The 26,409-nt window shown below is 65.5% G+C and carries 27 protein-coding genes; 16 read left to right on the plus strand and 11 right to left on the minus strand.

From position 1 onward, the window contains the following. Positions 1-53: 53 nt before the first annotated feature. From AKN83_RS35490 to AKN83_RS35505, 4 genes are read left to right on the plus strand one after another with little or no spacing between them, the layout of a single operon-like run. On the plus strand, positions 54-377 hold the full coding sequence (locus AKN83_RS35490) for an ArsR/SmtB family transcription factor (RefSeq protein ID WP_050404754.1): 324 nt from the start codon (positions 54-56) through the stop codon (positions 375-377). Between the two features lie 10 nt (positions 378-387). Then, entirely contained in the window at positions 388-852 is a 465-nt protein-coding gene (locus AKN83_RS35495) for an SRPBCC domain-containing protein (RefSeq protein ID WP_050404755.1), read from the plus strand. Between the two features lie 20 nt (positions 853-872). Further along, positions 873-1,724, plus strand: a complete 852-nt coding sequence (locus AKN83_RS35500; RefSeq protein ID WP_050404756.1) for a shikimate dehydrogenase — start codon at positions 873-875, stop codon at positions 1,722-1,724. Positions 1,725-1,740: 16 nt separating this feature from the next. Further along, entirely contained in the window at positions 1,741-2,910 is a 1,170-nt protein-coding gene (locus AKN83_RS35505) for a Gfo/Idh/MocA family protein (protein ID WP_050404757.1), read from the plus strand. 189 nt (positions 2,911-3,099) lie between these two features. Here AKN83_RS35505 and AKN83_RS35510 read toward each other — a convergent pair whose 3' ends face one another. The 4 genes from AKN83_RS35510 to AKN83_RS35525 form a co-directional block, all read right to left on the minus strand. Beyond that, positions 3,100-4,410, minus strand: coding sequence for an ABC transporter substrate-binding protein (locus AKN83_RS35510; RefSeq protein ID WP_050404758.1), 1,311 nt, complete (start codon positions 4,408-4,410; stop codon positions 3,100-3,102). Between the two features lie 247 nt (positions 4,411-4,657). Further along, entirely contained in the window at positions 4,658-6,214 is a 1,557-nt protein-coding gene (locus AKN83_RS35515; RefSeq protein WP_050404759.1) for an MDR family MFS transporter, read from the minus strand. 195 nt (positions 6,215-6,409) lie between these two features. Continuing rightward, on the minus strand, positions 6,410-7,585 hold the full coding sequence (locus tag AKN83_RS35520; RefSeq protein WP_050404760.1) for an HlyD family secretion protein: 1,176 nt from the start codon (positions 7,583-7,585) through the stop codon (positions 6,410-6,412). Further along, entirely contained in the window at positions 7,578-8,057 is a 480-nt protein-coding gene (locus AKN83_RS35525; protein WP_050404815.1) for a MarR family winged helix-turn-helix transcriptional regulator, read from the minus strand. Before AKN83_RS35525 ends, AKN83_RS35520 begins: the two co-directional genes overlap by 8 nt. A 169-nt stretch (positions 8,058-8,226) precedes the next feature. On the opposite strand from AKN83_RS35525, the gene AKN83_RS35530 reads away from it, so the two are divergent. Both AKN83_RS35530 and AKN83_RS35535 read left to right on the plus strand, forming a co-directional pair. Beyond that, on the plus strand, positions 8,227-8,712 hold the full coding sequence (locus AKN83_RS35530; protein ID WP_028338147.1) for a Fur family transcriptional regulator: 486 nt from the start codon (positions 8,227-8,229) through the stop codon (positions 8,710-8,712). A 154-nt stretch (positions 8,713-8,866) separates the two neighbouring features. After that, positions 8,867-9,823 carry a DMT family transporter gene (locus tag AKN83_RS35535; protein ID WP_050404761.1) on the plus strand — a complete coding sequence of 319 codons (957 nt, stop codon included), beginning with the start codon at positions 8,867-8,869 and terminating at the stop codon, positions 9,821-9,823. 21 nt (positions 9,824-9,844) lie between these two features. Here the strand turns inward: AKN83_RS35535 and AKN83_RS35540 are convergent, their stop codons facing one another. Continuing rightward, positions 9,845-10,720 (minus strand): sulfurtransferase, encoded by an 876-nt coding sequence (locus tag AKN83_RS35540; RefSeq protein WP_050404762.1) that lies wholly within the window; start codon positions 10,718-10,720, stop codon positions 9,845-9,847. Positions 10,721-10,979: 259 nt separating this feature from the next. Between AKN83_RS35540 and ispG the strand changes: the two genes are divergently transcribed. The 3 genes from ispG (at position 10,980) to AKN83_RS35555 (ending at position 14,681) form a co-directional block, all read left to right on the plus strand. Further along, positions 10,980-12,269: a flavodoxin-dependent (E)-4-hydroxy-3-methylbut-2-enyl-diphosphate synthase gene (gene ispG, locus AKN83_RS35545; RefSeq protein ID WP_050404763.1), complete on the plus strand. Its 1,290-nt coding sequence runs from the start codon at positions 10,980-10,982 to the stop codon at positions 12,267-12,269. 133 nt (positions 12,270-12,402) lie between these two features. Further along, positions 12,403-13,296 (plus strand): TauD/TfdA dioxygenase family protein, encoded by an 894-nt coding sequence (locus tag AKN83_RS35550; protein ID WP_050404764.1) that lies wholly within the window; start codon positions 12,403-12,405, stop codon positions 13,294-13,296. Between the two features lie 44 nt (positions 13,297-13,340). Further along, positions 13,341-14,681, plus strand: a complete 1,341-nt coding sequence (locus AKN83_RS35555) for a Rieske 2Fe-2S domain-containing protein (protein WP_050404765.1) — start codon at positions 13,341-13,343, stop codon at positions 14,679-14,681. Positions 14,682-14,733: 52 nt separating this feature from the next. Here AKN83_RS35555 and AKN83_RS35560 read toward each other — a convergent pair whose 3' ends face one another. Continuing rightward, positions 14,734-16,341 (minus strand): Na+/H+ antiporter, encoded by a 1,608-nt coding sequence (locus AKN83_RS35560; protein WP_050404766.1) that lies wholly within the window; start codon positions 16,339-16,341, stop codon positions 14,734-14,736. Between the two features lie 108 nt (positions 16,342-16,449). Next, on the minus strand, positions 16,450-16,824 hold the full coding sequence (locus AKN83_RS35565; RefSeq protein WP_050404767.1) for a nuclear transport factor 2 family protein: 375 nt from the start codon (positions 16,822-16,824) through the stop codon (positions 16,450-16,452). A 202-nt stretch (positions 16,825-17,026) separates the two neighbouring features. Between AKN83_RS35565 and AKN83_RS35570 the strand changes: the two genes are divergently transcribed. Further along, the gene (locus tag AKN83_RS35570) at positions 17,027-17,461 is read left to right on the plus strand and encodes a GFA family protein (protein WP_050404768.1); all 435 of its coding nucleotides are present in this window, start codon (positions 17,027-17,029) and stop codon (positions 17,459-17,461) included. 6 nt (positions 17,462-17,467) lie between these two features. Here the strand turns inward: AKN83_RS35570 and AKN83_RS35575 are convergent, their stop codons facing one another. Beyond that, the gene (locus tag AKN83_RS35575; RefSeq protein ID WP_244522224.1) at positions 17,468-17,884 is read right to left on the minus strand and encodes a hypothetical protein; all 417 of its coding nucleotides are present in this window, start codon (positions 17,882-17,884) and stop codon (positions 17,468-17,470) included. A 294-nt stretch (positions 17,885-18,178) separates the two neighbouring features. Between AKN83_RS35575 and AKN83_RS35580 the strand changes: the two genes are divergently transcribed. Continuing rightward, positions 18,179-20,074 (plus strand): caspase family protein, encoded by a 1,896-nt coding sequence (locus tag AKN83_RS35580; protein WP_050404769.1) that lies wholly within the window; start codon positions 18,179-18,181, stop codon positions 20,072-20,074. A 10-nt stretch (positions 20,075-20,084) separates the two neighbouring features. Here the strand turns inward: AKN83_RS35580 and AKN83_RS35585 are convergent, their stop codons facing one another. Further along, on the minus strand, positions 20,085-20,765 hold the full coding sequence (locus AKN83_RS35585; RefSeq protein ID WP_050404770.1) for a DUF1345 domain-containing protein: 681 nt from the start codon (positions 20,763-20,765) through the stop codon (positions 20,085-20,087). Positions 20,766-20,783: 18 nt separating this feature from the next. Then, the gene (locus AKN83_RS35590; RefSeq protein WP_050404771.1) at positions 20,784-21,704 is read right to left on the minus strand and encodes a polyprenyl synthetase family protein; all 921 of its coding nucleotides are present in this window, start codon (positions 21,702-21,704) and stop codon (positions 20,784-20,786) included. A 201-nt stretch (positions 21,705-21,905) separates the two neighbouring features. Between AKN83_RS35590 and mtgA the strand changes: the two genes are divergently transcribed. The 4 genes from mtgA to AKN83_RS35610 all read left to right on the plus strand — a co-directional run bounded on the left by mtgA (position 21,906) and on the right by AKN83_RS35610 (position 24,186). After that, positions 21,906-22,577 carry a monofunctional biosynthetic peptidoglycan transglycosylase gene (gene mtgA / locus AKN83_RS35595; RefSeq protein WP_050404772.1) on the plus strand — a complete coding sequence of 224 codons (672 nt, stop codon included), beginning with the start codon at positions 21,906-21,908 and terminating at the stop codon, positions 22,575-22,577. A 157-nt stretch (positions 22,578-22,734) separates the two neighbouring features. Then, positions 22,735-22,920 (plus strand): 50S ribosomal protein L32, encoded by a 186-nt coding sequence (gene rpmF / locus AKN83_RS35600; protein ID WP_021077536.1) that lies wholly within the window; start codon positions 22,735-22,737, stop codon positions 22,918-22,920. A 143-nt stretch (positions 22,921-23,063) separates the two neighbouring features. Next, positions 23,064-23,696 (plus strand): hypothetical protein, encoded by a 633-nt coding sequence (locus tag AKN83_RS35605; protein WP_050404773.1) that lies wholly within the window; start codon positions 23,064-23,066, stop codon positions 23,694-23,696. A gap of 19 nt (positions 23,697-23,715) precedes the next feature. Then, positions 23,716-24,186 carry a YybH family protein gene (locus AKN83_RS35610; RefSeq protein ID WP_050404774.1) on the plus strand — a complete coding sequence of 157 codons (471 nt, stop codon included), beginning with the start codon at positions 23,716-23,718 and terminating at the stop codon, positions 24,184-24,186. Between the two features lie 15 nt (positions 24,187-24,201). Here the strand turns inward: AKN83_RS35610 and AKN83_RS35615 are convergent, their stop codons facing one another. Next, complete coding sequence (locus AKN83_RS35615; RefSeq protein ID WP_050404775.1) at positions 24,202-24,486, minus strand: hypothetical protein; 285 nt, start codon at positions 24,484-24,486, stop codon at positions 24,202-24,204. 219 nt (positions 24,487-24,705) lie between these two features. Here AKN83_RS35615 and AKN83_RS35620 point away from each other — a divergent pair, with 219 nt between their 5' ends. Next, a complete protein-coding gene (locus AKN83_RS35620; RefSeq protein ID WP_050404776.1) occupies positions 24,706-26,397 on the plus strand; it encodes a putative bifunctional diguanylate cyclase/phosphodiesterase in 1,692 nt (563 codons plus the stop codon). The last annotated feature ends 12 nt before the right edge of the window (positions 26,398-26,409 follow it).

A 26,409-nucleotide genomic window follows, 5' to 3' on the forward strand; every position in this document is an offset into this window, starting at 1 on the left:
ATGCGCGATCGAGTATATAAGATATTATTTATATAACTGATGCGAGATGGAATATGCCCAACCTTGACGCCGCCTTCTCCGCGCTGGCCGATCCGACCCGCCGGGCGATCCTGGCGCGCCTCGCTCTGGGGGAGGCGACGGTGATGGAGCTGGTTGAGCCGTTCGAGCTGACCCAGCCCGCGATCTCCCGCCATCTCAAGGTGCTCGAGGGTGCCGGCCTGATCGTTCGCCGCGTTGAAGGCACCAAGCGGCCGTGCCGGCTGGCGCCGTCGGCGGTCGCCGAGATCGATCAGTGGCTCGGCATGCTGCGGCGGGCGCTCGAAGCCAATTACGACCGGCTGGACGGAGTGCTGGCCGCCATGAAGCCAGAGACCTGAAGGGTATCCCATGAGCAAGTTGACGCTGAAGACCGAAGGCGACCGCCATATCGTCGTCACCAGGCGCTTCGTCGCGCCGCCCGAGGCGGTGTATCGCGCGCATACCGAGCCGGAGCTGCTGCAGAAGTGGCTGCTCGGTCCGGAAGGCTGGACCATGCCGGTCTGCATCAGCGAGCTCAGGCCCGGCGGCAAGATCCGCTACGAGTGGACCGACGGCAAGGGCGGCGGCTTTCATCTGACCGGCGAATATCTCGAACTCGAACCGTTCAGCCGCATCGTGCATGTCGAGCGCATGCATCTGCCGGATCCGACACCGGACAATCATGTCGAGACCCGCTTCGCGCCCGACGGCAGCGGCACCGTGATGACGATGCGCATGACCTTGCCGGATGCCGAAACGCGCGCGGCAATACTCGCGACCGGCATGGAGCACGGCATGGAAGACAGCTATGCTCGGCTCGACCGCATGAGCTGAGCACACTGACGTGAGGGACAATGCGCGATCGTTTCCTGACCGGTCTGATCGGGTATCCGATCGCGCATTCGGCGGCGCCTGCGATGCACGAGCAGGCGGCCGCCGCGCTCGGCGTTCATTGTCACTACCAGCTCATCGAAGCTGATGGCGCCGGGCGCGACGATCTGCGTGCGATGTTAGAGGGAATCCGGCGGCTCGGCTTTGCCGGCGTCAACGTCACCTTTCCCTACAAGGAAGCGGTCGTCGATCTCATCGATGACCTCGCGCCGGATGCGCGTGCGATCGGCGCGGTCAACACCATCGTCGTCCGTGGCCCGCGGCTGGTCGGGTACAACACCGATGCGACCGGCTTTGCGCGCGCGATCGAGCCGTTGCTTGCGTCAGCGCCGCACGGCCCGATCGCGCTGATCGGCGCCGGCGGTGTCGGCAAGGCAATCGCGTTCGCGCTCGCCGGGCTGGGCGTCACCGAGTTGCGCATCTTCGACGCCGAGGCCGGAAAGGCCGCCCAGCTTGCGGCCCAGCTGCAAGATCACCATGCGGTTCACGCCACAAGCGTAGCGGCCGCGGTGGATGGCGGCACGGGCCTCGTCAACGCAACGCCGGTCGGCATGCTGCCGAGCCGCGACACACCGGTGCCGGATGCGCTGCTGCGTCAGTCGATGTGGGTCGCCGACGCGGTCTACACGCCGCTTTGGACTCCATTGCTGACGGCGGCCAGGGCCAAGGGCGCAAGCGTCCTGACCGGACGTGACCTCGCAATCAACGCCTCGGCCGACGCATTCAAGCTGTTCACCGGATTGGCCCCGCCGCATGCGGCGATGGCAAATGCGTTCGACGCCGTGATGGCTGCACGCTACTCTCCGCCTGCCTGAACGGCGGGAGCGTTGAATGAAAAAAATCAGGATCGGGCTGGCCGGCTGCGGCTTCGTGTCGGAGCTGCACATGCATGCCTATCGGCGGGTCTATGGCGTCGATGTCGAGGTGCGGGCAGTGGCGGCGCGCGGCGATCATGTGGTCGAGTTCGCGCGCAAGCACGGCATCCCGAACGCCTATCGCAGCTTCGCCGAGCTGGTCGCCGACCGCGATCTTGACGTCATCGACATCTGCACGCCGCCCAACCTGCACGCCGCGATGATCGTCGAGGCCATGCAGGCCGGCAAGCACGTGATCTGCGAGAAGCCGTTCAGCGGCTATTTCGGGCAGCCCGGCGACAAGACGCCGATCGGCAGGCACGTGCCGAAGGCCGTGATGTACCAGCGCGTGATGGAGGAGATGGAGGCGACCCGCGCCGCGATCGAGAGGACCGGAAGGCTCTTCATGTATGCCGAGGACTGGATCTACGCACCCGCGGTGACCAAGACTGCGGAGATCATCCGCGCGACCGGCAACAAGATCCTGTTCATGAAGGGCGAGGAGAGCCATTCCGGCTCGCATGCCGCGCACGCCGCGGAGTGGGCGATGACCGGCGGCGGCTCGCTGATCCGAATGGGCTGCCATCCGCTGTCGGCCGTGCTCTACCTCAAGCAGGTCGAGGCGAAGGCCCGCGGGGAAACTATCAAGGTCGCGAGCGTCACCTGCGATGTCGGCAACGTCACCGCCTCGCTCAAGCCGGAGGAGCGCGCCTACATCAAGGCCAATCCGGTCGATGTCGAGGATTGGGGCACGCTGACCGCGACCTTCTCCGACGGCACCAAAGCCACGGTGTTTTCCGGCGACATGATCATGGGCGGGGTGCGTAATCTGATCGAGACCTACACCTCAGGTGGCTCGCTGTTCGCCAACATCACGCCGAACACGCATCTGATGAGTTACCAGACCTCAGAGGAGAAGCTCGCTTCGGTCTACATCACCGAGAAGGTCGATCGCAAAACCGGCTGGCAATATGTCTGCCTCGAGGAGGAATGGACCCGCGGCTACCTGCAGGAGGTCCAGGACTTCATGGAGTGCGTCGCAACTGGCCGCGCACCGCTCGCCGACCTTGCGCTGGCCTATGAGACGACGAAGGTGAACTACGCCGGCTATTGGGCGGCGGATGAGGGTCGGCGGGTGGTGTTGTAGGGTGGCGGGAACGACGAGATTACGCGCGTATACTCACGCCAGACCCGTCATCCTGAGGAGCGCGTAGCGCGTCTCGAAGGATGCACGGCCCCGGCCGGTGGCCGTCGATCCTTCGAGACGCCCGCAAGTGCGGGCTCCTCAGGATGACGGGGATAATTCTCCGGCGAGCCGCATAGCAAACGATCGTCCCTACGCCCCGTACACTGATCCCTTCGGCAGCGGGAATACCGGGTCCTGCGTCCTGATGTTGGTCGGCCACACCACGGTGATGCGCTCGCCGGCGTTCTGCATCACGACCGGTGTCGAGCGCTCGTTCTGGCCTGACATCGGCGTGCCCGGCGGATAGAATTTCACGCCGTAGCCCTGGATGGTGCCGCCCGGAGGGATGTCGACGTCGAGCGCGGCCTTGCGGATCGCCTCGGGATCGAAGCCGCCATATTTCTCCTTGGCGACCGGCAGCACATTGTTGAGCAGCACCCAGGTCTGGTTGAACCCCATCGAGCAGTGCGGCGGCACTTCGGTGGCGCTGGTCTTCTCGCGATAGCGCGCCACCATCACCTTGGTGAGGTCGCCGACACCTGGCGCCAGCTTGGCGGGATCGAGCAACTGGGCGGGGACCGGGTCGATGTTGCAGAAATTGTCGATGTCGGCGCCGAACGTCGTGCGCAGCTTGTCGAGCTGGCTGTAGCCGGCGCCGGCGCCGAACAGCATCTTGAACTTCAGCCCGCTCTCGCGCGCCTGGCGCAGGAACAGGGTAATGTCGGGGTTGTAGCCGGCATGCGAGATGATGTCGGCCTTGGCGCGCTTCAATTTGGTCACCAGCACCGAGAGGTCGGGCGCGGAGGCCGAATAGCCTTCCTTGAGCACGACCTGCAGCCCGGCTTCCTTGGCGAACATCTCGTCGGCGGCGGCAACGCCGACGCCATAGGGACCGTCCTCATGGATCAGCGCGACCTTGACGTCCTTCGGCTCCATGCCGAGTCTCGCCTTGGCGTGCTCGCCGAGGAAGCCGCCGAAGGCTTGGCCGTATTGGTCGGAATGGATCTGGGCGCGGAACACGTATTGCAGGTTCTTGTCCTTGAACACGGCGGTCGAGACCGCGGTCGTGATCCAGAGGATCCGCTTCTGCTGCTCGACCTTGGCGGCGAGCGGCACCGCGTGCGAGCTCGCGAACACGCCGTTGAGGATGTCGACCTTCTCCTGATCGATCAGGCGATTGGCCTCGTTGATCGCGACATCCGGCTTGCTCTGGGAATCGACGTTGACCGGCGCTATCTTGTACTTGCCGCCGACCCCGCCCTTTTCGTTGACGAGATCGATCGCGATCTGCGTTCCGATCGAGGAAGCGACCGAGCCGCCGGCGGCAAACGGACCGGTCAGGTCGTAGATCACGCCGATCCGGACCGTTTCGGCTTGCGCCTGCGCGCGGGTCCAATCGAAGCTGAAAGCAGCGGCGGCAGCCGCTGAGGTCTTCAGCAGCGTCCTGCGTGAAGTCGGCATCGCGTCCTCCCCTGAAGCCGTCATTTGCGACGGATTTTATTTTTCGGGGAGTATTGGGAGGCGATGTCGGAAAGTCAACGCGGCTTGCGGGTGCGGCGTGTTGCGCTTTGGGAGGGGGTGAGCGTGGCTTTCTCCCCTCGTCATTCCGGGGCGTGCGAAGCACGAGCCCGGAATCCATCGGGCCGCGAACCTTGCTGATGAATGGATTCCGGGCTCTCGCTTCGCGAGCCCCGGAATGACGAGGAGCCTACTCCATCACCGCGGCATGATCCGGCGGCGCCGACTGTGCGCGCAGCGTGGCCTTGGTCGAACCGATCATCAGCGCGAGCGGGATCGACACCAGGATGAACAGCATCACCAGCTGATAGTCGTGCGAGAACGCGATGATCTGCGACTGCGCAGCCACCATCTTGTCGGCCATCGCGCGGCCGGCGTCGGTGTTGAGGTTGATCATGCCCGATACATCGGGCATCTGCAGCGCGTGGTTGAACGGATTGATCTGCTCCGACAGCTTTGCGTAGATCCGCCGTCCGCCCTCGGTGAGCTGTGCGATCACGATCGAGATGCCGACCGAGCTCGCGACGTTGCGGAACAGGGTCAGCATCGAGGTGCCGTCGGTACGCAGCTGGCCCGGCAACGTCAGGAACGCCACCGTCGACAGCGGCACGAAGACGAGGCCGAAGCCGAAACCCTGGATCACGCTGACGACGATGATCTCGCGCGCCTGAGTCATGTCGGTCCAGCCGGTCATCTGGAACAGCGACGCCGCGGTCAGTGCCAGCCCGGAGACGATCAGCGTGCGCGCTTCGAAATAGCGCATCATGCGGCCGACCAGCATCATCGCGACGAAGGTGCCGGCGCCGCGGGTCGCCAGCAACAGGCCGGCAGTGATGATCGGATAGCCGACCACGTTCTGCAGATAGGGCGAGGACAGTGCCATGGTCGAATACAGCACGAGACCCATCACGGTCATGAACACGACGCCGCCGAGGAAATTGCGGTCCTTGAAGATCGCGAACTGGATGAACGGCTTGTCGGTGGTCAACGAATGGGCGAAGAAGAAGTAGGCGCCGACCGCCGCGACGATGAATTCGATCATGATCTCGTTGGATTCCAGCCAGCCGAGCTGCTCGCCGCGGTCGAGCGCGAGCTGTAGCGCGCCGATCGCGACCGCGAGCGCGCCGAAGCCGAACCAGTCGAAGCGGAGGCGGAGGTCCTGCTTGGTCTCGTCCATGAACACCGCAAGGCCGAGCACGGTGATGGCGCCGAACGGCAGGTTGACGAAGAACACCCAGTGCCAGGAATAGGTCTCGGTCAGCCAGGCGCCGAGCGAGGGACCCATGATCGGGCCCATCATCACGCCCATGCCCCAGATCGACATCGCCTTGGCGCGCTCGTGCAGCGCGTAGGAATCGAGCATCACCGCCTGCGACAGCGGCACCAGCGCCGCGCCGAACACGCCCTGCAACAGGCGGAACAGCACCATCTGGTTGATGTCCTGCGCGAGGCCGCAGAACACCGAGGCAATGGTGAAGCCGGCCGAGCAGATGATGAAGATGCGCTTGCGGCCGAAGCGGTTGGCGATCCAGCCCACCGGCGCGGTCATGATCGCGGCCGCGACGATGTAGGAGGTCAGCACCCAGTTGATCTGGTCCTGCGAGGCCGACAGCGAGCCCTGCATGTAGGGCAGCGCGACGTTGGCGATCGTGGTGTCGAGCGCCTGCATGATCGTCGCGGTCATCGCGCAGATCGTCACCATGTTCCGGCGCATGCCGGGCACGGCGGATGGTGACGGTGCATTCATTGGCGTTAGTCCGATTCGTCGATGCAGCAGGGAATCACCTCTCCCCAGCGGGGAGAGGTCGCGCCGAAGGCGCGGGTGAGGGGGCGCAGGTCCCACGAGAGAGCCAAACCCCTCACCCGGATTGCATCTGGCGATGCAACCCGACCCCTCCCACAGCGGGAGAGGTGACGCGCGGGGCTTCGATCTTGCTTCATCTTACTCCTGGTGGTCCGGGTGCGCGGAGGCTGAGCGCAGCCCGAGCAGGCCGGCCAGCGTGCGGCGGTGGTTGGTGTCGATCGTCGCGTAGACGCTCATGCCGGCCTTCAGCTTCTTCACGAACGGATCGTTCTCGTCGAAGTAGATCCGCACCGGCACGCGCTGCACCACCTTGACGAAATTGCCGGTGGCGTTCTGCGGCGGCAGGATCGCGAACTGTGCGCCGGTGCCCGGCGACAGCGAGCCGACCTTGCCCTTGAACTGGTGGTTGGGGAACGCGTCGACGTCGAGCTCGACCGGCTGGCCGACCGCGACATAGGTGAAGTCGCTTTCCTTCGGATTGGCGTCGACCCAGGGATGGTCGACATCGATCACCGAGAACACCGGCGCGCCCGCGGTGACGAAACGGCCGAGCTGAATCTGGTCGACCTGGGTTGCCACGCCGTCCATCGGCGCGCGCAGCACGGTGTGATCGAGATTGCGCTGGGCGTCGTCGAGCTTGGCCTTGGCCTGGGCGTAGGGCGGGAACCGCTCGATCGGCAGATCGATATCGCCGAGCAGCTGGGTCTTGTCCTTCGATATCTGCTGCTTGATGTATTGCGCCAGGCTCTCGGCGGTCACTTGCGCGTTGGCCGCATTGTCGAGGTCGAGCTGCGAGCCGAAGTTCTGCTTGGCGAGCGTCGATTTGCGCTCGACGTCGCGCTTCTTCAACTCGATGCTCTGCTGGGCGAAGTCCAGCATCCTGGTGTTGATCTTGATGTTGTCGACCAGGGTGTCATAGGTGGTCCTGGTCTGGTCGAGTGCCGCCTTGGCCTGGTCCACCGCGAGGCGGAACGGAACAGGGTCGATTTCGAACAGCTCGTCGCCCTTCTTGACGTGCTGGCCTTCCTTCACAACGATCTTGTCGATCTTGCCGGAGATTTCCGGCGTGATCAGCACCTTCTGCGCGCCGACATAGGCATCGTCGGTGCCGACATAGCGGCCGCCATTGAGATAGAACACGCCGCCGACGATGACCGCCACGATCGGCAGCACGACGAGCAGCAGCACCCGGCGATAGCGCCGCAGGCCCGCCATCAGGCGGCGGCGCGGCGCGCGGCTGGCCTTGCCTGCCGGCACGGGCTCGCCCGGATTGCTCTTCTGCTCTGGCGCCAGCTTGAGGACGGGTTCAGCCATAGCGTTGTTCCTTTCGGGAGGGCTCGCCGGCTGGGCTTTGGATGGCATTGCGAACGTTTTCCTTGATCGATTCCAGTTGGGTGAGCAGGCGATGCGCATCAGTGGGGCTGATGCCCTCGAGCGCGGTCGCGGTGAGTTCGGAGCGCAGGCCGGCCAGCTTGCCGAGCAGCGGGCGCGCGGCCTTCTTGAGATAGAGGCGGTTGACGCGGCGGTCGTTGTCGTCGCTGCGGCGCTCGATCCAGCCGTTGTCGCAGAGCTTGTCGATCAGCCGCGTCAGCGTGATCGGCTGCATCTCGAGCAGCTCGGCGAGCTCGGTCTGCTTCAGCCCCTCCTGGCGCTCCACCTTCGACAGCACCGCCCATTGCGCCCGGGTGATGCCGTAGCGCGCGGCCTCCTTGTCGGCATAGACACGGATCAGCCGGAACAATTCGCCCAGCGTAAACATGAACTCCGTGTCCACGGAACCGCGCATCGGTGCTGCCTCCATAAGCTTGGCATATAATAAGCTTGCTTATGATTCCCGCATGCCGGGTTAACGGGAGGCTGCCCCGCTCTGCGGACATGGCTGGAAGGCAGCGAGCGACCGGGCACGGCTGGCCCGGGCTATGGGAACCGACGCAAGAATGCTACATATCAGGGCAATGAGCCTGGCCAAGCCGACATTCCCTGCACCCGACCACGATCACGGCCGCTGCGCCGCAGACGCGATGGCGCATGCCGAGCAGGTCTGTGCGCGCCGCGGCCAGAAATTCACCCCGATCCGCCGTCAGGTACTGCAGGCGCTGCTGTCGAGCCATCGGCCGCTCGGCGCCTATGAGGTGATCGACGAGCTGGCCAAGACGATGCCGCGGCCGGCCCCGATTACCGTCTATCGCGCGCTCGACTTCCTGATGGAGAATGGCCTCGTTCACCGCATCGAGAGCCGCAACGCCTTCCTTGCCTGCGCGCATGATCATGACGAGACCTCGATGGTGGCGTTCCTGATCTGCGATCATTGCGGCTCGGTCGGCGAAATCCCCGCCGCGCCGGTCGCGCAAAGCCTGACCGCCGCGGCCCGGGCCTCCGGCTTCATCCCAAAGCTCTCCGTGGTCGAGATCGCCGGCACCTGCGCGCATTGCCAGAAATGATTTTCACCCCGGTCATTGCGAGGAGCGCAGCGACGAAGCAATCCATGCTTCGGCGGGTGGTGAAATGGATTGCTTCGCTCCGCTCGCAATGACGATCCAAGCGACACGCGAACACTAACAACAACAGGCCGACAAGCCGGCCCGCGAGGAAACAATGTCGACCCAAGCGATCTCCGCCAGTGTCACGAGGCCCGTCAGCGTCGGCCATGGGTTGCCGCCGGGCGCCATCGCATTGATGCTGATGCTGTGCGTGAGCTGGGGCTTCAACCAGCTCGCGGTCAAGCTCGCGCTGCCCGACGTGCCGCCGATGCTGCAGGCGTTGATCCGCTCCTCGGGCGCGCTGCCGGTCATGCTGATCGTCGGCTGGCTGCGCGGCGTCAGGTTCTTCGAGCGCGACGGCACGCTGCTGCCGGGCGTGATCGCCGGGCTGATGTTCGGCTGCGAGTTCGTGCTGATCTTCACCGGGCTCACCTTCACTTCGGCGTCGCGCGCCTCGGTGTTCCTCTACACTGCGCCGTTCTTCGTCGCGCTCGGCTCGCACCAGTTTCTCGGCGAGCGTCTGTCGACCGTGCAGTGGAGCGGCCTGGCGCTGAGCTTTGCCGGCGTTGCGCTCGCGATCGGCGTGCCGCAGCCGAATGTCGACGCCAAGGTACTGCTCGGCGATCTCATGGTGGTCGGCGGCGGCGCGCTGTGGGCGGCAACAACGCTGGTTGCCAAGGGCACGCAGCTGCGCAAGGCCGCGCCGGAAAAGGCGCTCGGCTACCAGGTCGCGATCTCGATCCCGATCCTCGGCCTCGCCGCCTGGATCGCGGGCGAGCGCATCGCGCACGTGCCGGGCGCGCTGTCGATCTCGCTGCTCGCCTATCAGGCGGTCTGGGTGGTCGGCTGCACGTTTGTCATCTGGTTTGCGATGGTGAAGACCTATTCGGCGAGCAAGCTGTCGGCCTTCACCTTCGTCACGCCGCTGTTCGGCGTGGTCGCGGCCTATTTCATCATGCACGACACGCTGACGCCGGTGTTCGGCGTCGCCGCGCTGCTGGTGATCGCAGGGCTTTATCTGGTCAACAAGCCCGACCCGAAGGTGACGCCGGATCCCAACGTGCCGGCGTGAGACCTCGGCGCCGCAGCCTTCCTAACCCCTCTCGATCGGCAACGTCTCATCCTTCGCCCATTCGCCCATCGAGCCGTCATAGAGCGTGAGATTGTCGTAGCCGAGCCGATGCAGCTGGAACAGGTCGATGGTCGCGGAAATGCCGCCGCCACAATAGGCCACGACGCGCTTGTCCCTGGTGATGCCTTGCGCGGCGAAGGTTGCTTCGGCCTCGGCCAGCGGCACGAACGTCTTGTCCTTGGGATCGATCAAACTTGCCGCCGGCACGCTGACGCTGCCGGGGATGCGGCCGGGCCGGCCGTAGCGGCTCGGCTCCAGTCCCTTGTAGAATTGGGGGCCGAGCGCATTGACGATCACGGTGTCGCGCTCCGTGGTGGCGGCGAGCACGTCGTGCTTGCCGACGAACATGCCGTCTTGCGGCCGCGCCGGGAACGTGGCCGGCGGATAGCCGCCGGCAAGCCCGGTCTCGATGTCGCGTCCCTCGGCGGTCCATTTGTCGATGCCGCCGTCGAGCACCGCAGCGCCCGCAAAGCCCAGCGAATGCAGCATCCACCAGAATCGCGTCGCCCACATCGCCGTCCCGATCGAGTAGAGCACCACGCGGCTGCTCGCCGAGATGCCGTGGCGGCCGAACGCGGCCTCGAGCTGGGCCGTCGGCGGCATCATGAAGCGCAGATCAGTGTGGGCGTCGGAGAACTCGGCCTGCAGATCGAGGAAATTGGCGCCCGGAATGTGGCCGGCCTCGAAGGTCTGGCGGCCCGAGACGACAATATAGGGTATGTTGCTCCCCGCAGGGGCCGGCTCCAGATAGGTCGTGCAGTCGAACAGGCGCAACTCGGGGCGGGTCAGGATCTCGGCAAGTTCCGCCGTGGTGATCAGCTCGCTATGGCCGGCCATGTGACGCCCTCCCGGTCTGTGTTTAACGGGATGCTAAGATGCGCCAGATCACATGAAAAGCTGTCACTTTGCCCTTTGATTCACCCCAATTCGGCCCAATATAGCTGACCATGCAGGACGCCGCTGCATGGCTTGCCTTTGGCCTCGATCGGCGTCATAAGCTGTTGAATTCACTCCGAAACATCACCGTTTGGCCCGCCGTGCGCGAGGCCCATCGCCCCCTTGGTGAATGTCACCAAAACCTGATATTCGAGACGCCATGAACAAGCCCGAGATTTTGCCGCAAGACGACGTCGCAGGTCCTCAAGCCCGGCACCAAACCACGCAGGTCATGGTCGGCAACGTTGCCGTCGGCGGCGGTGCGCCGATCGTCGTGCAGTCGATGACCAACACCGACACCGCCGATATCGACGGCACCATTGCCCAGGTCGCCGCGCTCTCCCGCGCCGGCTCCGAGATGGTGCGCATCACCGTCGACCGCGAGGAAGCCGCTGCCGCCGTGCCGCACATCCGTGACGGCCTGCGCAAGCGCGGCATCACCACGCCGCTGATCGGTGACTTCCACTATATCGGTCACAAGCTGCTCGCCGAGTATCCGGCCTGCGCCGAGGCGCTAGACAAGTACCGCATCAATCCGGGCAATGTCGGCTTCAAGAACAAGCGCGACACCCAGTTCGCCGACATCATCGAGATCGCCAACAAGAACAACAAGCCGGTCCGCATCGGCGCCAATTGGGGCTCGCTCGACCAGGAGCTGCTCACCAAGCTGATGGACGAGAACACGGCATCGGCCAATCCGCGCGATGCCCGTGCGGTAACCCGCGAGGCGATGGTGCAGTCGGCGCTGCTGTCGGCGGCCCGCGCCCAAGAGCTCGGCATGCCGAAGAACAAGATCATCCTGTCGGCCAAGGTCTCGGCCGTGCAGGATCTGATCGCGGTCTATCAGGAAGTCGTACGCCGCTCGGACTATGCGATCCATCTCGGCCTGACCGAGGCCGGCATGGGCTCGAAGGGCATTGTCGCCTCCTCGGCCGCGCTCGGCATTCTCCTGCAGCAGGGCATCGGCGACACCATCCGCATCTCGCTGACGCCGGAGCCCGGCGGCGATCGCACGCTGGAAGTGCAGGTCGCGCAGGAACTGCTGCAGACCATGGGCTTCCGCACCTTCGTGCCGCTGGTCGCGGCCTGCCCGGGCTGCGGCCGCACCACCTCGACCACGTTCCAGGAGCTGGCGCGCTCGATCCAGGATTTCATCCGCGACGAGATGCCGGCCTGGAAGACCAAATATCCGGGCGTCGAGCAGCTCAACGTCGCGGTCATGGGCTGCATCGTCAACGGCCCCGGCGAATCCAAGCACGCCAATATCGGCATCTCGCTGCCCGGCACCGGCGAGGCGCCGGCCGCGCCCGTGTTCGTCGACGGCAAGAAGTTCCGCACCCTGCGCGGTCCCGGCATCGCCGCCGACTTCAAGGCGCTGGTGATCGACTATATCGACCAGCGCTACGGCAACGGCGCCAAGCTGCCGGAGCCGGCCGGCGCCGCGGAGTAGAGCGCGGTCCTGTTGCCCGGATGGAGCGTCAGCGAAATCCGGGGCGGTGCTGCCATGCATGGGCTGGTCCCGGATTGCACTTCGCTTCATCCGGGCTACGATGGTCAAAACAACAACCATCGGGAGAACGCCCATGAGCTCGTTGTCCGGCAAGCAGGGTCCGCGCTACCGCCACCTCGCCGACCAATCCGAGCCCTATGAGACCATCGGCGTCGAGAAGCTGACGCCGATCATCGGTGCGGAAATCTCCGGCGTCGATATCGGCAAGCTGGTTGGCGACGATGCGCGCTCAAACCGCCAGATGGACGAGATCCATCGCGCGCTCGCCGAAAACCTCGTCATCTTCTTCCGCGACCAGCACATCAGCCCCGACCAGCATCTCGCCTTCGGGCGCAAGTTCGGCGAGCTGCACGTGCACCCCGCTGCGCCCAACGAGGGCGATCCGGCGCTGATGAAGATCTATGCCGACAAGGATTCGCCGCGCGCCAATGGCGAGGGCTGGCACACCGACGTGTCCTGCGATCTCGAGCCGCCGATGGGCTCGATCCTCTATATCAAGCAGTGCCCGCCGCGCGGCGGCGACACGCTGTTCGCCAACATGTACGCCGCCTATGAGGCGCTGTCGGACCGCATGAAGGCCTATCTCGACGGGCTGACCGCGCTGCATGACGGTGAGCAGACTTATCGCGGCCTGTACGCCAATTACGGCGTCGCCGACAAGCAGAGCTATCCGCGCGCCGAGCATCCGGTGGTGCGCACCCATCCCGTGACCGGAAAGAAGGCGCTCTACGTCAACCGCGGCTTCACCCGCTTCATCGTCGGCATCCCGCGCGACGAGAGCGATGCCATGCTGGCCTATCTCTACCAGCACGCTGAGAACCCGCTGTTCCAGTGCCGCTTCCGCTGGACCGAGAACGCGATCGCATTCTGGGACAATCGCTGCGCCCAGCACCGTGCGATGTGGGACTATTGGCCGCACACCCGCTCCGGCACCCGCGTCACCGTGAAGGGCGAGCGGCCGGTGTGAGATATCCTACGAACTAAAACGAAAATAAAATCGGGAGAGCGTCCATGCTTCGCGCCGAAGACAACAGATTCCTCACCGAGTCCGGTGCAGGGACGGGGATGGGCGAATTGCTGCGCCGGTTCTGGATCCCGGTGTTGCTGTCGGAAGAGCTGCCGGAGCCCGACAGCGACCCGAAGAAGATCGTTGTCATGGGCGAGGAGCTGCTCGCCTTCCGCGACTCGCGAGGCGTGGTCGGCATCATCGACCAATATTGCCCGCATCGCGGCGCCAATCTCTGGCTCGGCCGCAACGAGGAATGCGGCATCCGCTGCGTCTATCACGGCTGGAAGTTCGATACCGACGGCCGCTGCGTCGACATGCCGACGTCCTACCCGGATCTCAACGCCAAGGACCTGATCCGCATCAAGTCCTACCCGGTGCGCGAATGGGGTGACATGATCTGGGCCTATATGGGTCCGGCCGATCAGATGCCCGAATTGCCGGCGCTGGAGATGGCGCTGCTGCCGGCCTCGCACCGCTTCGTCACCAAGAAATGGCAGGACTGCAATTGGGTTCAGGCGGTGGAAGGTTCGATCGACACCGCGCATTTCACCTTCGCGCATCTCTCCTTCGAGAAGGAGGAGAACGAGATCCTCGACATCAAGAAGCATTTCGTCAATCCGCTGACGCGGGTCGCGACCGACCACATGCGCTGGATCGCCGAGGATCCGCGCCCGGTGATCAAGATCAATCCGCATGACGCCGGCCTCACGGTCGCCGGCGGACGGCTCACCGGCAGCGACGACATCTACTGGCGCATCGCCCAGTTCCTGATGCCGTTCCACAGCTACGCGCCGAGCTCGATGCCGGGCGAGAACATGTTCGGCCAGACCTTCGTGCCGGTGACCGACACCAATTGCTGGATCTACACCTATGCGTGGAATCCCGACCGCCCGCTGACCGACGCCGAGCGGGAGGGGTACGTCAACGGCAACGGCGTGATGGCTGTGGTCGACGAGAACTACGTGCCGCTGCGCAACAAGGCCAACGACTATCTGATCGACCGCAAGCTGCAGCGAACCAGGAGCTACACCGGGATCAAGGGCGTCTCCGAGCAGGACGCCGCGGTGCAGGACAGCCAAGGCCCGATCGCCGACCGCACCCGCGAGCATCTCGGCCCGACCGATCTCGGCATCATGCATTTCCGCAAGCTGGTGATGGAGGCGGCCCGAGCGCTGCAAAAGGGCGAGGCGCCGCCGCACGCCGCGCACCAGGATCGCTACACCGTGCGATCCGGCGCCTGCGTCACCAGCAAGACCAAGGACCTCACCGCCGTGATGATCGAGCGGTTCGGCGATCCCGCAGGCTTCGTCGGCGGTCCCGGGCAGCACGCCGCGGCGGAGTAGCTATTGCTGTCGTCGCGGCCTTCGCCGGGGCGACGTGGGGAGATATCCGGGGCTACAACGGAATCCTGCGATACTCGCGATTGGACAGGCTGGCCTCCTCGAGGTCGAGATCGCGCTCGATGCGCCGTCTGGTCTCGTCGGTGATCTTGCCGTCGCGCAGCAGCATGTGGATGAACTTGCGTTCGGAGGAGATCAGCTCCCGCGTCAGCGCGGTGCCGGTGGCGGAGACGTCGTGCTTGTCGGGATCGAGCGTGTCGGGCAGCTGGTTGATGCGGATCTCATGGCGCGAGCGCAGCACCTTGACGACCTCGTCGGAGAGCTCGCGATCGTCGGTGATGGCTTCGAGCGACTTCAGCGCGGCGTTCAGCGCCTCGCGCCGCGCCTCGATCTCCTGCTCGTGCTCGGCAATGTGCTCGCTGCGCCCGTCCTTGGCAAGGCCGAGCCAGTGCACCACCGGCGGCAGGGTAAGACCGAGGCCGACCAGCGTCACGAAGATCACGCCGAAGGCCACGAACAGGATCAGGTCGCGATACGGGAAGGCCTCGCCGCTTGGCAATGTCAACGGCAGCGCAAGTGCCGCGGCGAGCGAGACCGCGCCGCGCACGCCGGTGAAGGCGACCACGAACACCGCCCGCCATGACGGCAGCGGATCGCGTGCGCGCATGCGGGCGCTGATCCAGCGCGGCAGATAGGTGCCGGGGAACACCCAGAGGAAGCGCGCGACGATCACGATCACGGCGACCAGCGCGGTGACGGCCAGGATGTCATGCAGCGGGAACGCCTTCGACTTCTCGTACAGCGAGCGCATCTGGAAGCCGGTTAGGAGGAACAGCAGGCCCTCGATCAGATAGATGATCAGGTCCCAGAAGAAGATGCCCTGCAGACGGGTCGCGGCCGAGATCAGCAGCGGCCCGTTCCAGCTCATATAGAGCCCGCAGGCGACGGTTGCGATCACGCCGCTGCCGCCGAAATGCTCGGGGATCCAGTAGGCGAGATAGGGCGTGATCAGCGACAGCGTGATCTCGACCTGCGGGTCCCTGGCGCGACGGCGGGCACGCAGGCTGAGCCAGCCGACCGCGGTGCCGAACGCGATCTCGCCGGCAACGATGACGAAGAATGTGCCGGTCGCCTTCGGCAGCGAGAACAGCCCGGTGGTGATGGCGGCGAGCGCGAAGCGGTAGAGGATCAGTGCGGTGGCGTCATTGGCGAGCCCTTCGCCCTCGAGCACCACGAGGATGCGGCGGGGCATGCCGAGCTTGCGTGCGATCGCCAGCGGCGCCACCACGTCGGGCGGCGCCACGATCGCGCCTAGCAGGAAGCCGATGCTCCAGGGCAGGCCGATCAGATAGTGGGTCGCGGCCGCGACCATGAAGGCGGTGAAGATCACGCAGCCGACCGACAGCAGGATGATCGGCCGCAGATTGGCCTTGAACTCGCGCCAGCTCATCGCGACGCTCGCCGAATAGATCAGCGGCGGCAGCACCACCAGAAGCACCAGCTCGGGCGGCAGTTCCAGCGACGGCATGCCCGGCACGAAGGCGAGCACGATGCCGACCAGCAGCAGCAGGATCGCGGGCGCGATATCGGTCCGCCGTGCAACCAGGGCGGTTCCTGCCAGCACGCCGAGCAAGGTGAGAAAGATCTGAAACTTGGCTTCCATAATGGGCTCAATTCGCCCGGAAACCAGCGCCAGTCAATGCGGTCCGGCGGGAGCCGGACCGCTGAAGCGCGTCACAAAGCCGTCGCAGGGATGCGGTGGGCGGCCCGGTCAATCCCGCACGTCGAAGCGGTAGGATTTCGAGACGATCTGCCAGCCATCGGCGAGCTTCATCGCGACAAGGTAGTCGGTGAAATAGCGCGGCGGCAGCTGGCAGCGCACCTTGATGAACGCGGTGTTGTCGTCGGAACGGTCGATGGTGACGATGAAGTCCTCGCGCGGCTTGCCCTCGGCCTTCGCCGACGGCCGCTTGCGCACCAGAGCGAGCCAGTCCGGCACGCTGAGGACTTTCAGCTCGCCCTTGTCCACCCAGCGCAGGTCGGCGCTGGGATGAAAGGCCGTCGCGAGCTTGTCGGCATCGCTCTCGTAGAGGCCGTCGAAATAGGTCTGCACGACGCTTTCGACGCTGGATCGTTCCTGACTCATTGGTTAGTCCTCCCGGCAGGATTTGAACTACGAGAGCGCTTTCGAGCGAAGTGGGTACCAGTTCGCGTGAAGAAAACGCGTCAAAACGAGAATCTGGAGCCCCCGTTCCAATTCAATCGGAACGGAAAGGGCTTTGGGATTTAGCCATGAACCGCCAGATTACGCCATGGCCGGCGATAAAATTCCGCGTGAGGAGTGAGTTGTGACCGCATCTGAAAATTCGAACGTTCGCATCCTGACCGGCGAATGCTTCTGCCGCGACGTACGCTACGAGGTAGCCGACGCGTTCGGCTATGCGCTGAATTGTCACTGCTCGAACTGCCGGCGCACCACGGGATCGGCGTTCAAGCCGTTCGCGGGAATCGCGCGCGAAAAATTCACCGTCACCAGCGGCGCCGAGGGTCTTTTGATCTACGGCGACGAGCTCACCCACGACGCGCATTGCGGCCGCTGCGGGTCGTTGCTGTATTCGCAGGTCCGCAACGGCGCCTATGTCCATGTCACGATGGGCACGCTGTGCGATGCGCCGACGATCCGGCCGACCGCGCATATCTTCGTCAGCTCCAAGGCGCCCTGGTACGAGATACGCGACGACCTGCCGCAATATCAGGAGCATGTGACTCAGAGCGGGGAATAAATCCGCTCAAGGCAAGTTCTTGCCCTGAGCTGGGTCCGCCTGTGCTGCTGACGTCTCGGACGGCCCCAGCGAGAAGGCGAGCACGACGTCGTCGGCGCGCTGCTTGAACTCCTTGCCGACCGCAGCGCGCGCGGCGTCGGCGAGTTCGTGCAATGGCTTGTCCTGCAGCAGGCTGGGGAAGGTAACGGTTACCGACGTGAGCCGGCCATTGTGCCAGTTGAACCCGACCGCCGGTTTGACCCCGACCATCGCGACCACATCGTTCTCCACGGCCTTGGCGTGCTTGAAGCCATCGAACACGGCGTCGACCAGGCCGCAGCCCGCGGCGCAGCCGGCCAGCAGCGCGACGGCGAGGAGGGCTCGCGCTGTGCTGCGGACCTCGCCGGCCCTGGCGAGTGGAACCGCCGCGCTTGTGCCCTGCATCATGTCCTCCGTCGTTCTGTTCTTGTTGGCGTGATGGTGCCACGAAATCGCGTGACCAGCCAAACCCGAACCGGCGGTCGGTTTCGCCGACTAACAGTCAGGATGGCAGGGTCAATCTGTCGCGGACCGTGAGGCGCCTCACAAGGCGTCCCGCTTGCTTCTGATAAACGGACCTGCATGCTGGAGCGTTTTCGAGCGGATATCGGTTCGCGTGGAGAAACGCGTCAAACAGAAAGCTAGAGCCTCGTTCCGATTCCATCGCAACGCGGCTTTGGAAACGGCCAGAGTGTCGCCATGAACGGGTTTGGATTCTCGAAATTGAATCGATTGCTGCTCGCCGTCGCAGCCTTGCTGCTGATCGTCAGCCAGCCCGCCTTCGCCGAGAAGCGCGTGGCCTTGGTGCTCGGCAATTCGGCCTATCGCAACACCGCGGCGCTGGCCAACCCGGTCAACGATGCCTCGGTGATGGCCACGACGCTGAAGAACGCCGGCTTCGACGTGGTCGATTTCCGCAAGGACCTGCCGGCCGTCGAAACCCGCCGCGCGCTGCGCGAATTCGCCGACCTCGCCCGCGATGCCGATATCGCGCTGGTCTATTATGCCGGCCACGGCATCGAGGTGGACGGCGCCAATTACCTGATCCCGGTCGACGCCCGGCTGGAGCGCGATACCGACGTCTATGACGAGGCGTTTTCGCTCGACCGCATCCTGGTCGCGATCGAGCCGGCGCGGCGACTGCGGCTGGTGATCCTCGATGCCTGCCGCGACAATCCGTTTGCCAAGACCATGAAGCGGACGCTGGCGACCCGGGCGATCGGGCAGGGCCTGGCCAAGGTCGAGCCGACCAGTCCGAACGTGCTGATCGCCTATTCGGCTAAGGCGGGCTCGACCGCGGCCGACGGCGACGGCAAGAACAGCCCGTTCACGATCGCGCTGTCGAAATTCCTGCCGACCCCCGGTCTCGATGTCCGCCGCGCCTTCGGCTACGTCCGCGACGAGGTGCTGAAGACCACCAACAATCGCCAGGAGCCGTTCGTCTACGGTTCGCTCGGCGGTGAGGACGTGCCGCTGGTGCCGGCACCGGCCAAGCCGGCGCCCGCCGCCGCTGCCGCGCCAATTGCGCCAGCCCCGACACCGCAGTCCGAGGCCCGTCGCGACTACGAGCTGGCGTTGCAGATCGGCAACAAGAGCGCGATGAACGCCTTCCTCGCCCAATATCCGAGCGGCTACTACGCCAACCTCGCGAGGTTACAGCTGGAGAAGTTCACCGCCGAGGACGCGCGTATCGCAGCCACCGAGAAGGCGCGTCTGGCCGAACAGGAGCGCGCCCGTCTCGCCGCCGAGGGCGCGCAGAAGGCGCAGCAGGCCAAGGCCGAGGCCGATGCGAAGGCCGCCGAAGCCGCGCGTCTCGCCGCGGAACGGGCCAAGCAAGTCGCGCAAGAGCAGGCCGCGGCCGCCGAGCAGAAGCGCCAGGCGGACTCGGCGTTGGCCGATCGTGCCGCAGCCAACAAGGCGCCAACCGATCAAGCGGCAACGCCCGCGGCGGCCGCACCGCCAGCCCCACCGGCTTCACCCGAGAAGACCACGACGGTGGCCGCGTTGGCCCCCGGATCGCCCGAGGCCGATGTCGTCAAATCGGTGCAGACCGAATTGCGCCGCGTCGGCTGTCTGACCGGCGCCGTCGATGGCGACTGGAACGCCGCCTCGCAGCGCTCGCTGACGCTGTTCAACCGCTATGCCGGCACCAAGCTCGACATCAAGACCGCGAGCGTCGATACCCTCGATGCCGTCAAGCTGAAGCAGTCCCGCGTCTGTCCGCTGCTCTGCGAGCACGGCTACAAGGCCGACGGCGATCGCTGCACGCGGATCGTGTGCGCCGAGGGCTCGTTCCTCAACGACGACAACGAATGCGAGAAGCGGCGCGACCGGAAGCCGGTCGCCAAGCGCGACGGCGACGAGCGCCCGTCGCGCCGTGACCGCGAACGCGCCTTCCACCCGCAGCGCGAGCCGCAGGTTCCGGCAGCGGAAATTCCGCGCCCGCAGGGCCGTGCCAGGGCGGAGGGCGGCGGCAGCGGCCAGATCATGTGCGACGCCTATCTGTGCCGCCCGGTCAGGCGCGGCTGCCATCTCGAGTACCGCGGCGGCGGCGGCCCCGGCGGCAACACCGGCAATGTCGAGGTCTGCAACTAGTGTTCGGCAGCTAGATCAGGCTCGCTGCGATGTTCACCATCAGGGCCAGCAGCGCGGTGTTGAACACGAACGAGATGATGCCATGCACGGTGGCGGTGCGGCGGATGATCTTGTCGGTGATGCCGACGTCGGAGACCTGCGCGGTCATGCCGATCACGAACGAGAAATAGACGAAGTCCCAGTAATCGGCGTCGGTATGCTCATCGCCGCTCGGGAACTGCAATCCGCCGGGCGTCTTGCCGCGGTAGAACTCGTGGGCGTAATGCAGCGCGAATGCGGTGTGGACCACCGCCCATGACAGCGTGATGGTGGCGATGGCCACCGCGAGGCCAGCCGCGCTGCCCTTGGATGCGCCGAGTTCGAACACGATGGCCAGGAGGCTCGCCAGTGCGCCGAACGCGGTCAGCAGCAGGATCAGGAAGCGGCCGTCGTCCTGCAATATGGCGCTGCGCTTGATGTGGGCGACGCCACAGCGCAGCATCATCGCATAGGCGAGCACGAGATAGAGCGCGGCGAAGGCGTCCCAGCCGGCGAGCATGCGCGTGACGAGGCGCATCGGGCCCGGGATCAGCAGCGCGACGGCGATGCCGAGCGCGATCGAGACGAAGGTCCGCGGCCGGCCCACCACCACGCGGACCGGCATCGGCAGCTTGCGGAAACGAACAAGGCGGTCGTCGAGCTCCTTGTTCATTTCGCGCTTTGCTTTCGGCTAGTTCTTGCGCTCGGCGACGAAGCGGGCGGCCGCGCGCAGCACGTCGCCCCGATCGCCGAACACCGACAGCGCGGCGTCGGCGCGCGCCAGCAGGTCGCGCACCCGCTGCTTGGCACCGTCGATGCCGAGCTGGGTGACGAAGGTGGTCTTGCCGAGCACGGCGTCAGCACCTGCCGGCTTGCCCAGCGCGGCGGCGTCGCCCTCGACGTCGAGCAGATCGTCGGCGATCTGGAAGGCTTCGCCGAGCGCTTTGCCGTAATCGTCGAGCGCCCGGTATTCCTTCTGCGAGGCCTGGCCGAGGATCGCGCCGGCGATGCAGCCGAAGCGGAGCAGCGCGCCGGTCTTCATCTGTTGCACGCGCGCGACGTCGACCGGCTCGCGGTCGCCGAAGCGGCCTTCGCCCGCGAGATCGAGGATCTGGCCGCCGGCCATGCCGCCGATGCCGGAGGCGCGCGCCAGCGCGCGGGTCAAGAGCAGGCGCACCTGGGCGTCCTTGTGGATCGCATCGCGGGTGATGATGTCGAAGGCAATCGTCAGCAGCGCGTCTCCGGCGAGGATCGCGGTGGCATCGTCATAGGCCTTGTGCAGGGTCGGGCGACCGCGGCGCAGATCGGAATTGTCCATCGCCGGCAGATCGTCATGGATCAGCGAATAGCAGTGGATGCATTCAAGGGCTGCGCCGACCAGCAGGGCCGACTCGCGCGGGATGCCGAACACCGCGGCGCTCTCGACCGCGAGGAACGGCCGCAGCCGCTTGCCGCCGCCGAGGCTCGAATAGCGCATGGCCTCGATCAGACGCTTCGGGCGCGCGATCTCGTCGCTCTCGGGCGCATCGGACAGCAGTTTGGCGAGCAGGGCTTCGGTATCCTCCGCGGTCTGGTCCAGCCGCTTGGAAAACTCTGCAGTACCGGTCGTCATCTAAGAATTGCTCCAGATCGATTTTCGGCCGGACAATCGTTGATGGGATCGGCTTCGTCAATTCCCGCCCTGCGATGGATTGCGCCTTAAAAGTGCTGGAAAAACCGTGAATTATCCCGCAGACGTCTGATAGCGCCGGCCGTGTTCTGGCGGGCGGGTGCAAAATCCTCCCTGGAAAGCTCCTCCCCGGAAACCCCAGCTTTGCGCATTGTCCGGATTTTATTGCTGCTTTTGCTGGCCTTGCTGTTGCTGCCCTATCTGGTGACGCCGTTCTACCGCACCGGTCAGCCAGTTTCGGCCCTGATGGCGTGGCGGACCCTGCGAGGGGCCGCGGTAACCCGGCATTGGATCGATTTCGGCGCCATGTCGCCCTATCTGCCGCGGTCCGTGGTCGGCTCGGAGGATGCCCATTTCTGCAAGCACCGGGGCGTCGATTGGGGTGCGCTGCGCGAGGTGATCGACGACGCCGGGGACGGTGAGGCGGCCCGCGGCGGCTCGACCATCACCCAACAAGTGGCCAAGAACCTGTTCCTGTGGCCCGGCCGCAGCGTGATCCGCAAGGGGCTGGAACTGCCGCTGGCACTCTGGATCGATTTCGTGCTTCCGAAACAGCGGATCCTGGAAATCTACCTCAACATCGCGGAAATGGGTCCATCCGGGCAGTTCGGCGCCGAAGCCGGCGCCCAATATGCCTTCGGCCGGTCAGCGGCCGAACTATCACCCCGGGAGGCGGCGCTTTTGGCGGCGATCCTGCCGAATCCGGTCAAAAGGAGTGCCCGGAACCCGGGTCCGGGGGTCCGCAGGCTGTCCGGGACCTATATGGCCCGGGCCAACTCGGTGACGCGCTGCTGGCACGAAAATCGCGGTTCTTGAGCGCGATTTCGGGCGGATTTTGCTGTCTGCGGGCCTAGATTTACGCGGTACCTTCCTCTATAAGCGCGGCCTTACCGGCATCGCAGCTTGCGCTTCGAAGCGCTGAGCCCGTCCGCATTTCGGACGATGCCTCCGCAACACCCTAGAGGACACCGTCATGGCCGTTCCCAGAAGAAAAACCTCGCCGTCGCGCCGTGGCATGCGCCGTTCGGCCGATGCGATCAAGACCCCGACCTATGTCGAGGACAAGGACTCCGGCGAGCTGCGCCGTCCGCACCACCTCGACCTGAAGACCGGCATGTACAAGGGCCGCCAGGTCCTGAAGGCCAAGAAAGAGTCCTGATCGGACCTTCGGCGGTCGCGCTGCAGTGATGCAGCGCTGCGCCTGAATTCGGCCAACGAGTGCGGTCAACACGGGCGCGTCCGCGGCGAAGCCAATGAGCATCGCCGCGTTGCTGGTTCTCCCTGAATAAGGCGCAAGCCCCGATGGTCGGTTTTCCGCTGCTGCTCGTTCCGCTCGCGGTCTACAACATCATCGCCTTCCTGATGCCCGGCGTGTCCTTCACGGACCCGCTGATCAGGCTGACACTGCTGTCGGGCGAAGTGTGGCAGATCACGCTCAGTGACATGCTGCTCGCTGCCGGCGTGCTGCTGTTGCTGCTCGAGGTCATCAAGGGCGCGCGCCCCGGCGCGAAATACCTCACCGATCATCTGCTGTCGTTGATCGTGTTCGGCGCGGCCGCCGCCGAATTCGTGCTCTGGCCGAAATTCGGCAACTCGACCTATTGCCTGCTCACGCTGCTGGCGCTGGTCGATTTCATTTCCGGAATTGCGCTACACACCCGCCGCCGTGCGGTGGTCGCGGCACCGGCGCCTGCGCCGGTCAGCAAGCCGCAGCCCGCAGCGGTCGAGACGCCGCGGCCCGCGCCTGCAGTGGATCCTGCGCCGCCGCGGCCCGCGCCTGCACCCGTCGTCGCACCGGCGCCCGCCGCGCCGGTCCCGCCAGCGACCTCAGTTGCGGAATCCGTGCTGGCCGATCAATCCACGCCCAAGCCGACCGTCACCTCGCCGGATTTGCAGCCCGGCGGGCCGCCATCGCCGGACACGCCGCAACGCTAGAGCGTTATCGAGGTCGATCATGACCGGAGAGACGGCCCTTCCGATCGCCGATTCGACGACCACTCGATCGATCTTCGACTGGCTCGAACGGTTCGCCGCCTGCGTCAGGGCGGTCGACTATGCGGCGGCCCGACCGTTCTGGCATTCGGACATCATCTCGTTCGGCACCTATCAGGAACTGATCCACGGCCGCACCCGCTGGACCGAGATGCAATGGGACAATGTCTGGCCCCGCACCGCGGATTTCGCCTTCGATCTCGAACATACGAAAGTGCTGGTCAGCGCCGACGGCGGCATGGCGACGGTGATCACGCCGTGGACGAGCACCGGCTTCCATGCGGACGGCAGCCGCTTCGATCGTCCGGGGCGGGCGACGATCATTCTCGCGCGTCAGGCCGACGGGCGCTGGCTCGGCATCCATTCCCACATGTCGCTGCGCCGCGGCGTGCCGCAGGACAGCCACGGCAACCGGCCCGTCAAGGCCCGCTGACATCGAGATGATGGACTAGATGATTTGCCGGGTCCGCCGCGCGACACTGCGGCGCTCGTCGACATGCGGACCGTAGGCGCTCTGCGCGTCGGCCAATGACCCACGCCGCAGCCCGCAGGTCTGCGGCTCGTGCGCAGCGGTTGCGATCAGGTGGGCCACAAACGACGGATCGGCATGCGCAAGGGGGATCTTGGGCGCCCAATGGGTGATCGCGGCCAGCGGCACCAGGGCCGTGCCGGTCGCCGGGGCCGTGTCGGTGAACTCACCGTTCAGGACCTCTGATTGATCGAACTCGCGCATCGCCTGCGACCCGTTGGAGCGTCATCATTTGGGACGTTGCGTCCCGCTGCAACACCCTCATGGCAAGGGTCATGCCCGCCATCCCCAGTTCGTTCCGCGGCAGTCGAAAACGTGGTTTCCAGATTATTTATCAAGTTCTCCTAGCGTTGGATTCACCGGAACCACTATCTTGAGGGTGTGTAGAATCACCGGGTGCCGTCCCAAATCGAGACATAGTCGATGCTCCCTGTCCCGCCAGCTGCCAGCATCCTCGACTCGCTCGGCCAAGCGACATTCGCCTGGGACCTGGCGAACGATGCGATGGCCTGGAGTGACAATGCGGCGACGGTCTTCCCGGATATCCCCGTTGCCGCGCTCGCCAGCGGTGGCGAGCTCGCAAAGCTGATCGAGCCCTCGCGCTCCGTTCGCACGGATGCGCTCGGCCAGACCGGACCGGCGCGGGGCGGCGAGGGCGTTCCCTACCGGATCGAATATGGCGTGCGGGCCGTCACCTCGGCGCCGGTAATCTGGATCGAGGAGATCGGCTGCTGGTTTCCCGGTGCCGACGGCAGGCCGGCGCGCGTGCAGGGCGTCGTCCGCATCAACAATGAACGGCACGCCCGCGACGAGCAGCTGTTGAAACTGTCGCGGCACGATCCGCTGACCAACGAGCTCAACCGGACTTATCTGATCGCCTCGCTCGCGGAGACCGTGGAGGAGTGCGCGCGCTTCCGCACCGCCTGCGCCTTCATGCTGATCGGCATCGATCATCTGGCGCGGGTCAACGACGCCTTCGGCTTCGACGTTGCGGACGCCGTCATCGCCGAGGTGGCGAAGCGGATTCGTGCCCGGCTGCGCAGCGGCGACATGCTCGGCCGCTTCTCCGGCAACAAGTTCGGCCTGATCCTGCGCAATTGCACCGTCGACGACACCAACGTCGCCGCCGAGCGCTTCCTCGCCGCGGTGCGCGACGAAGTGGTGCCGACCAGGTCCGGTCCGGTGTCGGTGACCGCATCGATCGGCGCCGTCACCATCCCGCGCCATGCGAAGTCGGCGGAGGAGGCGGTCAATCGCGCCCAGGAGACGCTGGACGCCGCCAAGAGCCGCCGCGCCGGGTCGTTCGCGCTGTGGAAGCCGAATGTCGAGCGCGACGCGCAGCGCCGCGTCAACATCCGCGTCACCGACGAGATCGTCACCGCGCTGAACGAGCGCCGCATCGTGATCGGCTTCGAGCCGGTGGTCGATGCGCGCTCGCGGCAGCCTTCGTTCTACGAGTGCCTGGTCCGCATGGAGCAGGACGACGGCCGCGCGCTGCTCGCGCCCGACATCGTGCCGGTCGCCGAGCGGCTCGGCCTGATCCGGCTGGTCGATCACCGCGTGCTGGAGCTTGCGATCGCCGAACTCGCCGCGGCGCCGGGCGTGCAGCTCAGCCTCAACATCTCGCCGGACACCACGATGGATCCGGACTGGTGGGCCACCATCGAATCGCTGATGCGCGCGCATCCGGGCGTCGGCGAGCGGCTGATCGTCGAGATCACCGAGACCGTCGCGATCCAGGATATCGACGACGTCCGCGGCTTCGTCACGCGGCTGAAAAATTTCGGCAGCCGGATCGCGATCGACGATTTCGGCGCCGGCTACACCTCGTTCCGCAATCTGCGCAAGCTCGGCGTCGATATCGTCAAGATCGACGGCGCCTTCGTGCAGAACATCGTGCGTTCGGCCGACGACCGCGCCTTCGTGCAGACGCTGATCGATCTCGCACGGCGGCTCGAGATCAAGACTGTCGCCGAATGGGTGCAGGACGAGGAAGCCGCCGCGATGCTGCGCGAATGGGGCTGCGACTTCATCCAGGGGCGCCTGATCGGCCTCGCCTCGCCCGACCGGCCGTGGAACGAAGCCGCGGAGAAGCCGGTACCGGCCGCGGGCTGAAGCGGCAGGCCG

This window comes from Bradyrhizobium embrapense (assembly GCF_001189235.2).
Taxonomy (GTDB): Bacteria; Pseudomonadota; Alphaproteobacteria; order Rhizobiales; family Xanthobacteraceae; genus Bradyrhizobium; species Bradyrhizobium embrapense.

Coding starts and splice junctions, on each gene's coding strand:
- AKN83_RS35535 (WP_050404761.1), top strand. CDS start 8,867: ATGTCGACCCAAGCGATCTCCGCCAGTGTCACGAGGCCCGTCAGCGTC.
- AKN83_RS35510 (WP_050404758.1), bottom strand. CDS start 4,410: ATGCCGACTTCACGCAGGACGCTGCTGAAGACCTCAGCGGCTGCCGCC.
- AKN83_RS35580 (WP_050404769.1), top strand. CDS start 18,179: ATGAACGGGTTTGGATTCTCGAAATTGAATCGATTGCTGCTCGCCGTC.
- AKN83_RS35605 (WP_050404773.1), top strand. CDS start 23,064: ATGGTCGGTTTTCCGCTGCTGCTCGTTCCGCTCGCGGTCTACAACATC.
- AKN83_RS35610 (WP_050404774.1), top strand. CDS start 23,716: ATGACCGGAGAGACGGCCCTTCCGATCGCCGATTCGACGACCACTCGA.
- rpmF (WP_021077536.1), top strand. CDS start 22,735: ATGGCCGTTCCCAGAAGAAAAACCTCGCCGTCGCGCCGTGGCATGCGC.
- AKN83_RS35560 (WP_050404766.1), bottom strand. CDS start 16,341: ATGGAAGCCAAGTTTCAGATCTTTCTCACCTTGCTCGGCGTGCTGGCA.
- AKN83_RS35490 (WP_050404754.1), top strand. CDS start 54: ATGCCCAACCTTGACGCCGCCTTCTCCGCGCTGGCCGATCCGACCCGC.
- AKN83_RS35495 (WP_050404755.1), top strand. CDS start 388: ATGAGCAAGTTGACGCTGAAGACCGAAGGCGACCGCCATATCGTCGTC.
- AKN83_RS35585 (WP_050404770.1), bottom strand. CDS start 20,765: ATGAACAAGGAGCTCGACGACCGCCTTGTTCGTTTCCGCAAGCTGCCG.
- AKN83_RS35505 (WP_050404757.1), top strand. CDS start 1,741: ATGAAAAAAATCAGGATCGGGCTGGCCGGCTGCGGCTTCGTGTCGGAG.
- AKN83_RS35515 (WP_050404759.1), bottom strand. CDS start 6,214: ATGAATGCACCGTCACCATCCGCCGTGCCCGGCATGCGCCGGAACATG.
- AKN83_RS35500 (WP_050404756.1), top strand. CDS start 873: ATGCGCGATCGTTTCCTGACCGGTCTGATCGGGTATCCGATCGCGCAT.
- ispG (WP_050404763.1), top strand. CDS start 10,980: ATGAACAAGCCCGAGATTTTGCCGCAAGACGACGTCGCAGGTCCTCAA.
- AKN83_RS35540 (WP_050404762.1), bottom strand. CDS start 10,720: ATGGCCGGCCATAGCGAGCTGATCACCACGGCGGAACTTGCCGAGATC.
- AKN83_RS35590 (WP_050404771.1), bottom strand. CDS start 21,704: ATGACGACCGGTACTGCAGAGTTTTCCAAGCGGCTGGACCAGACCGCG.
- AKN83_RS35565 (WP_050404767.1), bottom strand. CDS start 16,824: ATGAGTCAGGAACGATCCAGCGTCGAAAGCGTCGTGCAGACCTATTTC.
- AKN83_RS35575 (WP_244522224.1), bottom strand. CDS start 17,884: ATGCAGGGCACAAGCGCGGCGGTTCCACTCGCCAGGGCCGGCGAGGTC.
- AKN83_RS35550 (WP_050404764.1), top strand. CDS start 12,403: ATGAGCTCGTTGTCCGGCAAGCAGGGTCCGCGCTACCGCCACCTCGCC.
- AKN83_RS35530 (WP_028338147.1), top strand. CDS start 8,227: ATGAGCCTGGCCAAGCCGACATTCCCTGCACCCGACCACGATCACGGC.
- AKN83_RS35620 (WP_050404776.1), top strand. CDS start 24,706: ATGCTCCCTGTCCCGCCAGCTGCCAGCATCCTCGACTCGCTCGGCCAA.
- AKN83_RS35615 (WP_050404775.1), bottom strand. CDS start 24,486: ATGCGCGAGTTCGATCAATCAGAGGTCCTGAACGGTGAGTTCACCGAC.
- AKN83_RS35525 (WP_050404815.1), bottom strand. CDS start 8,057: ATGCGCGGTTCCGTGGACACGGAGTTCATGTTTACGCTGGGCGAATTG.
- AKN83_RS35555 (WP_050404765.1), top strand. CDS start 13,341: ATGCTTCGCGCCGAAGACAACAGATTCCTCACCGAGTCCGGTGCAGGG.
- AKN83_RS35520 (WP_050404760.1), bottom strand. CDS start 7,585: ATGGCTGAACCCGTCCTCAAGCTGGCGCCAGAGCAGAAGAGCAATCCG.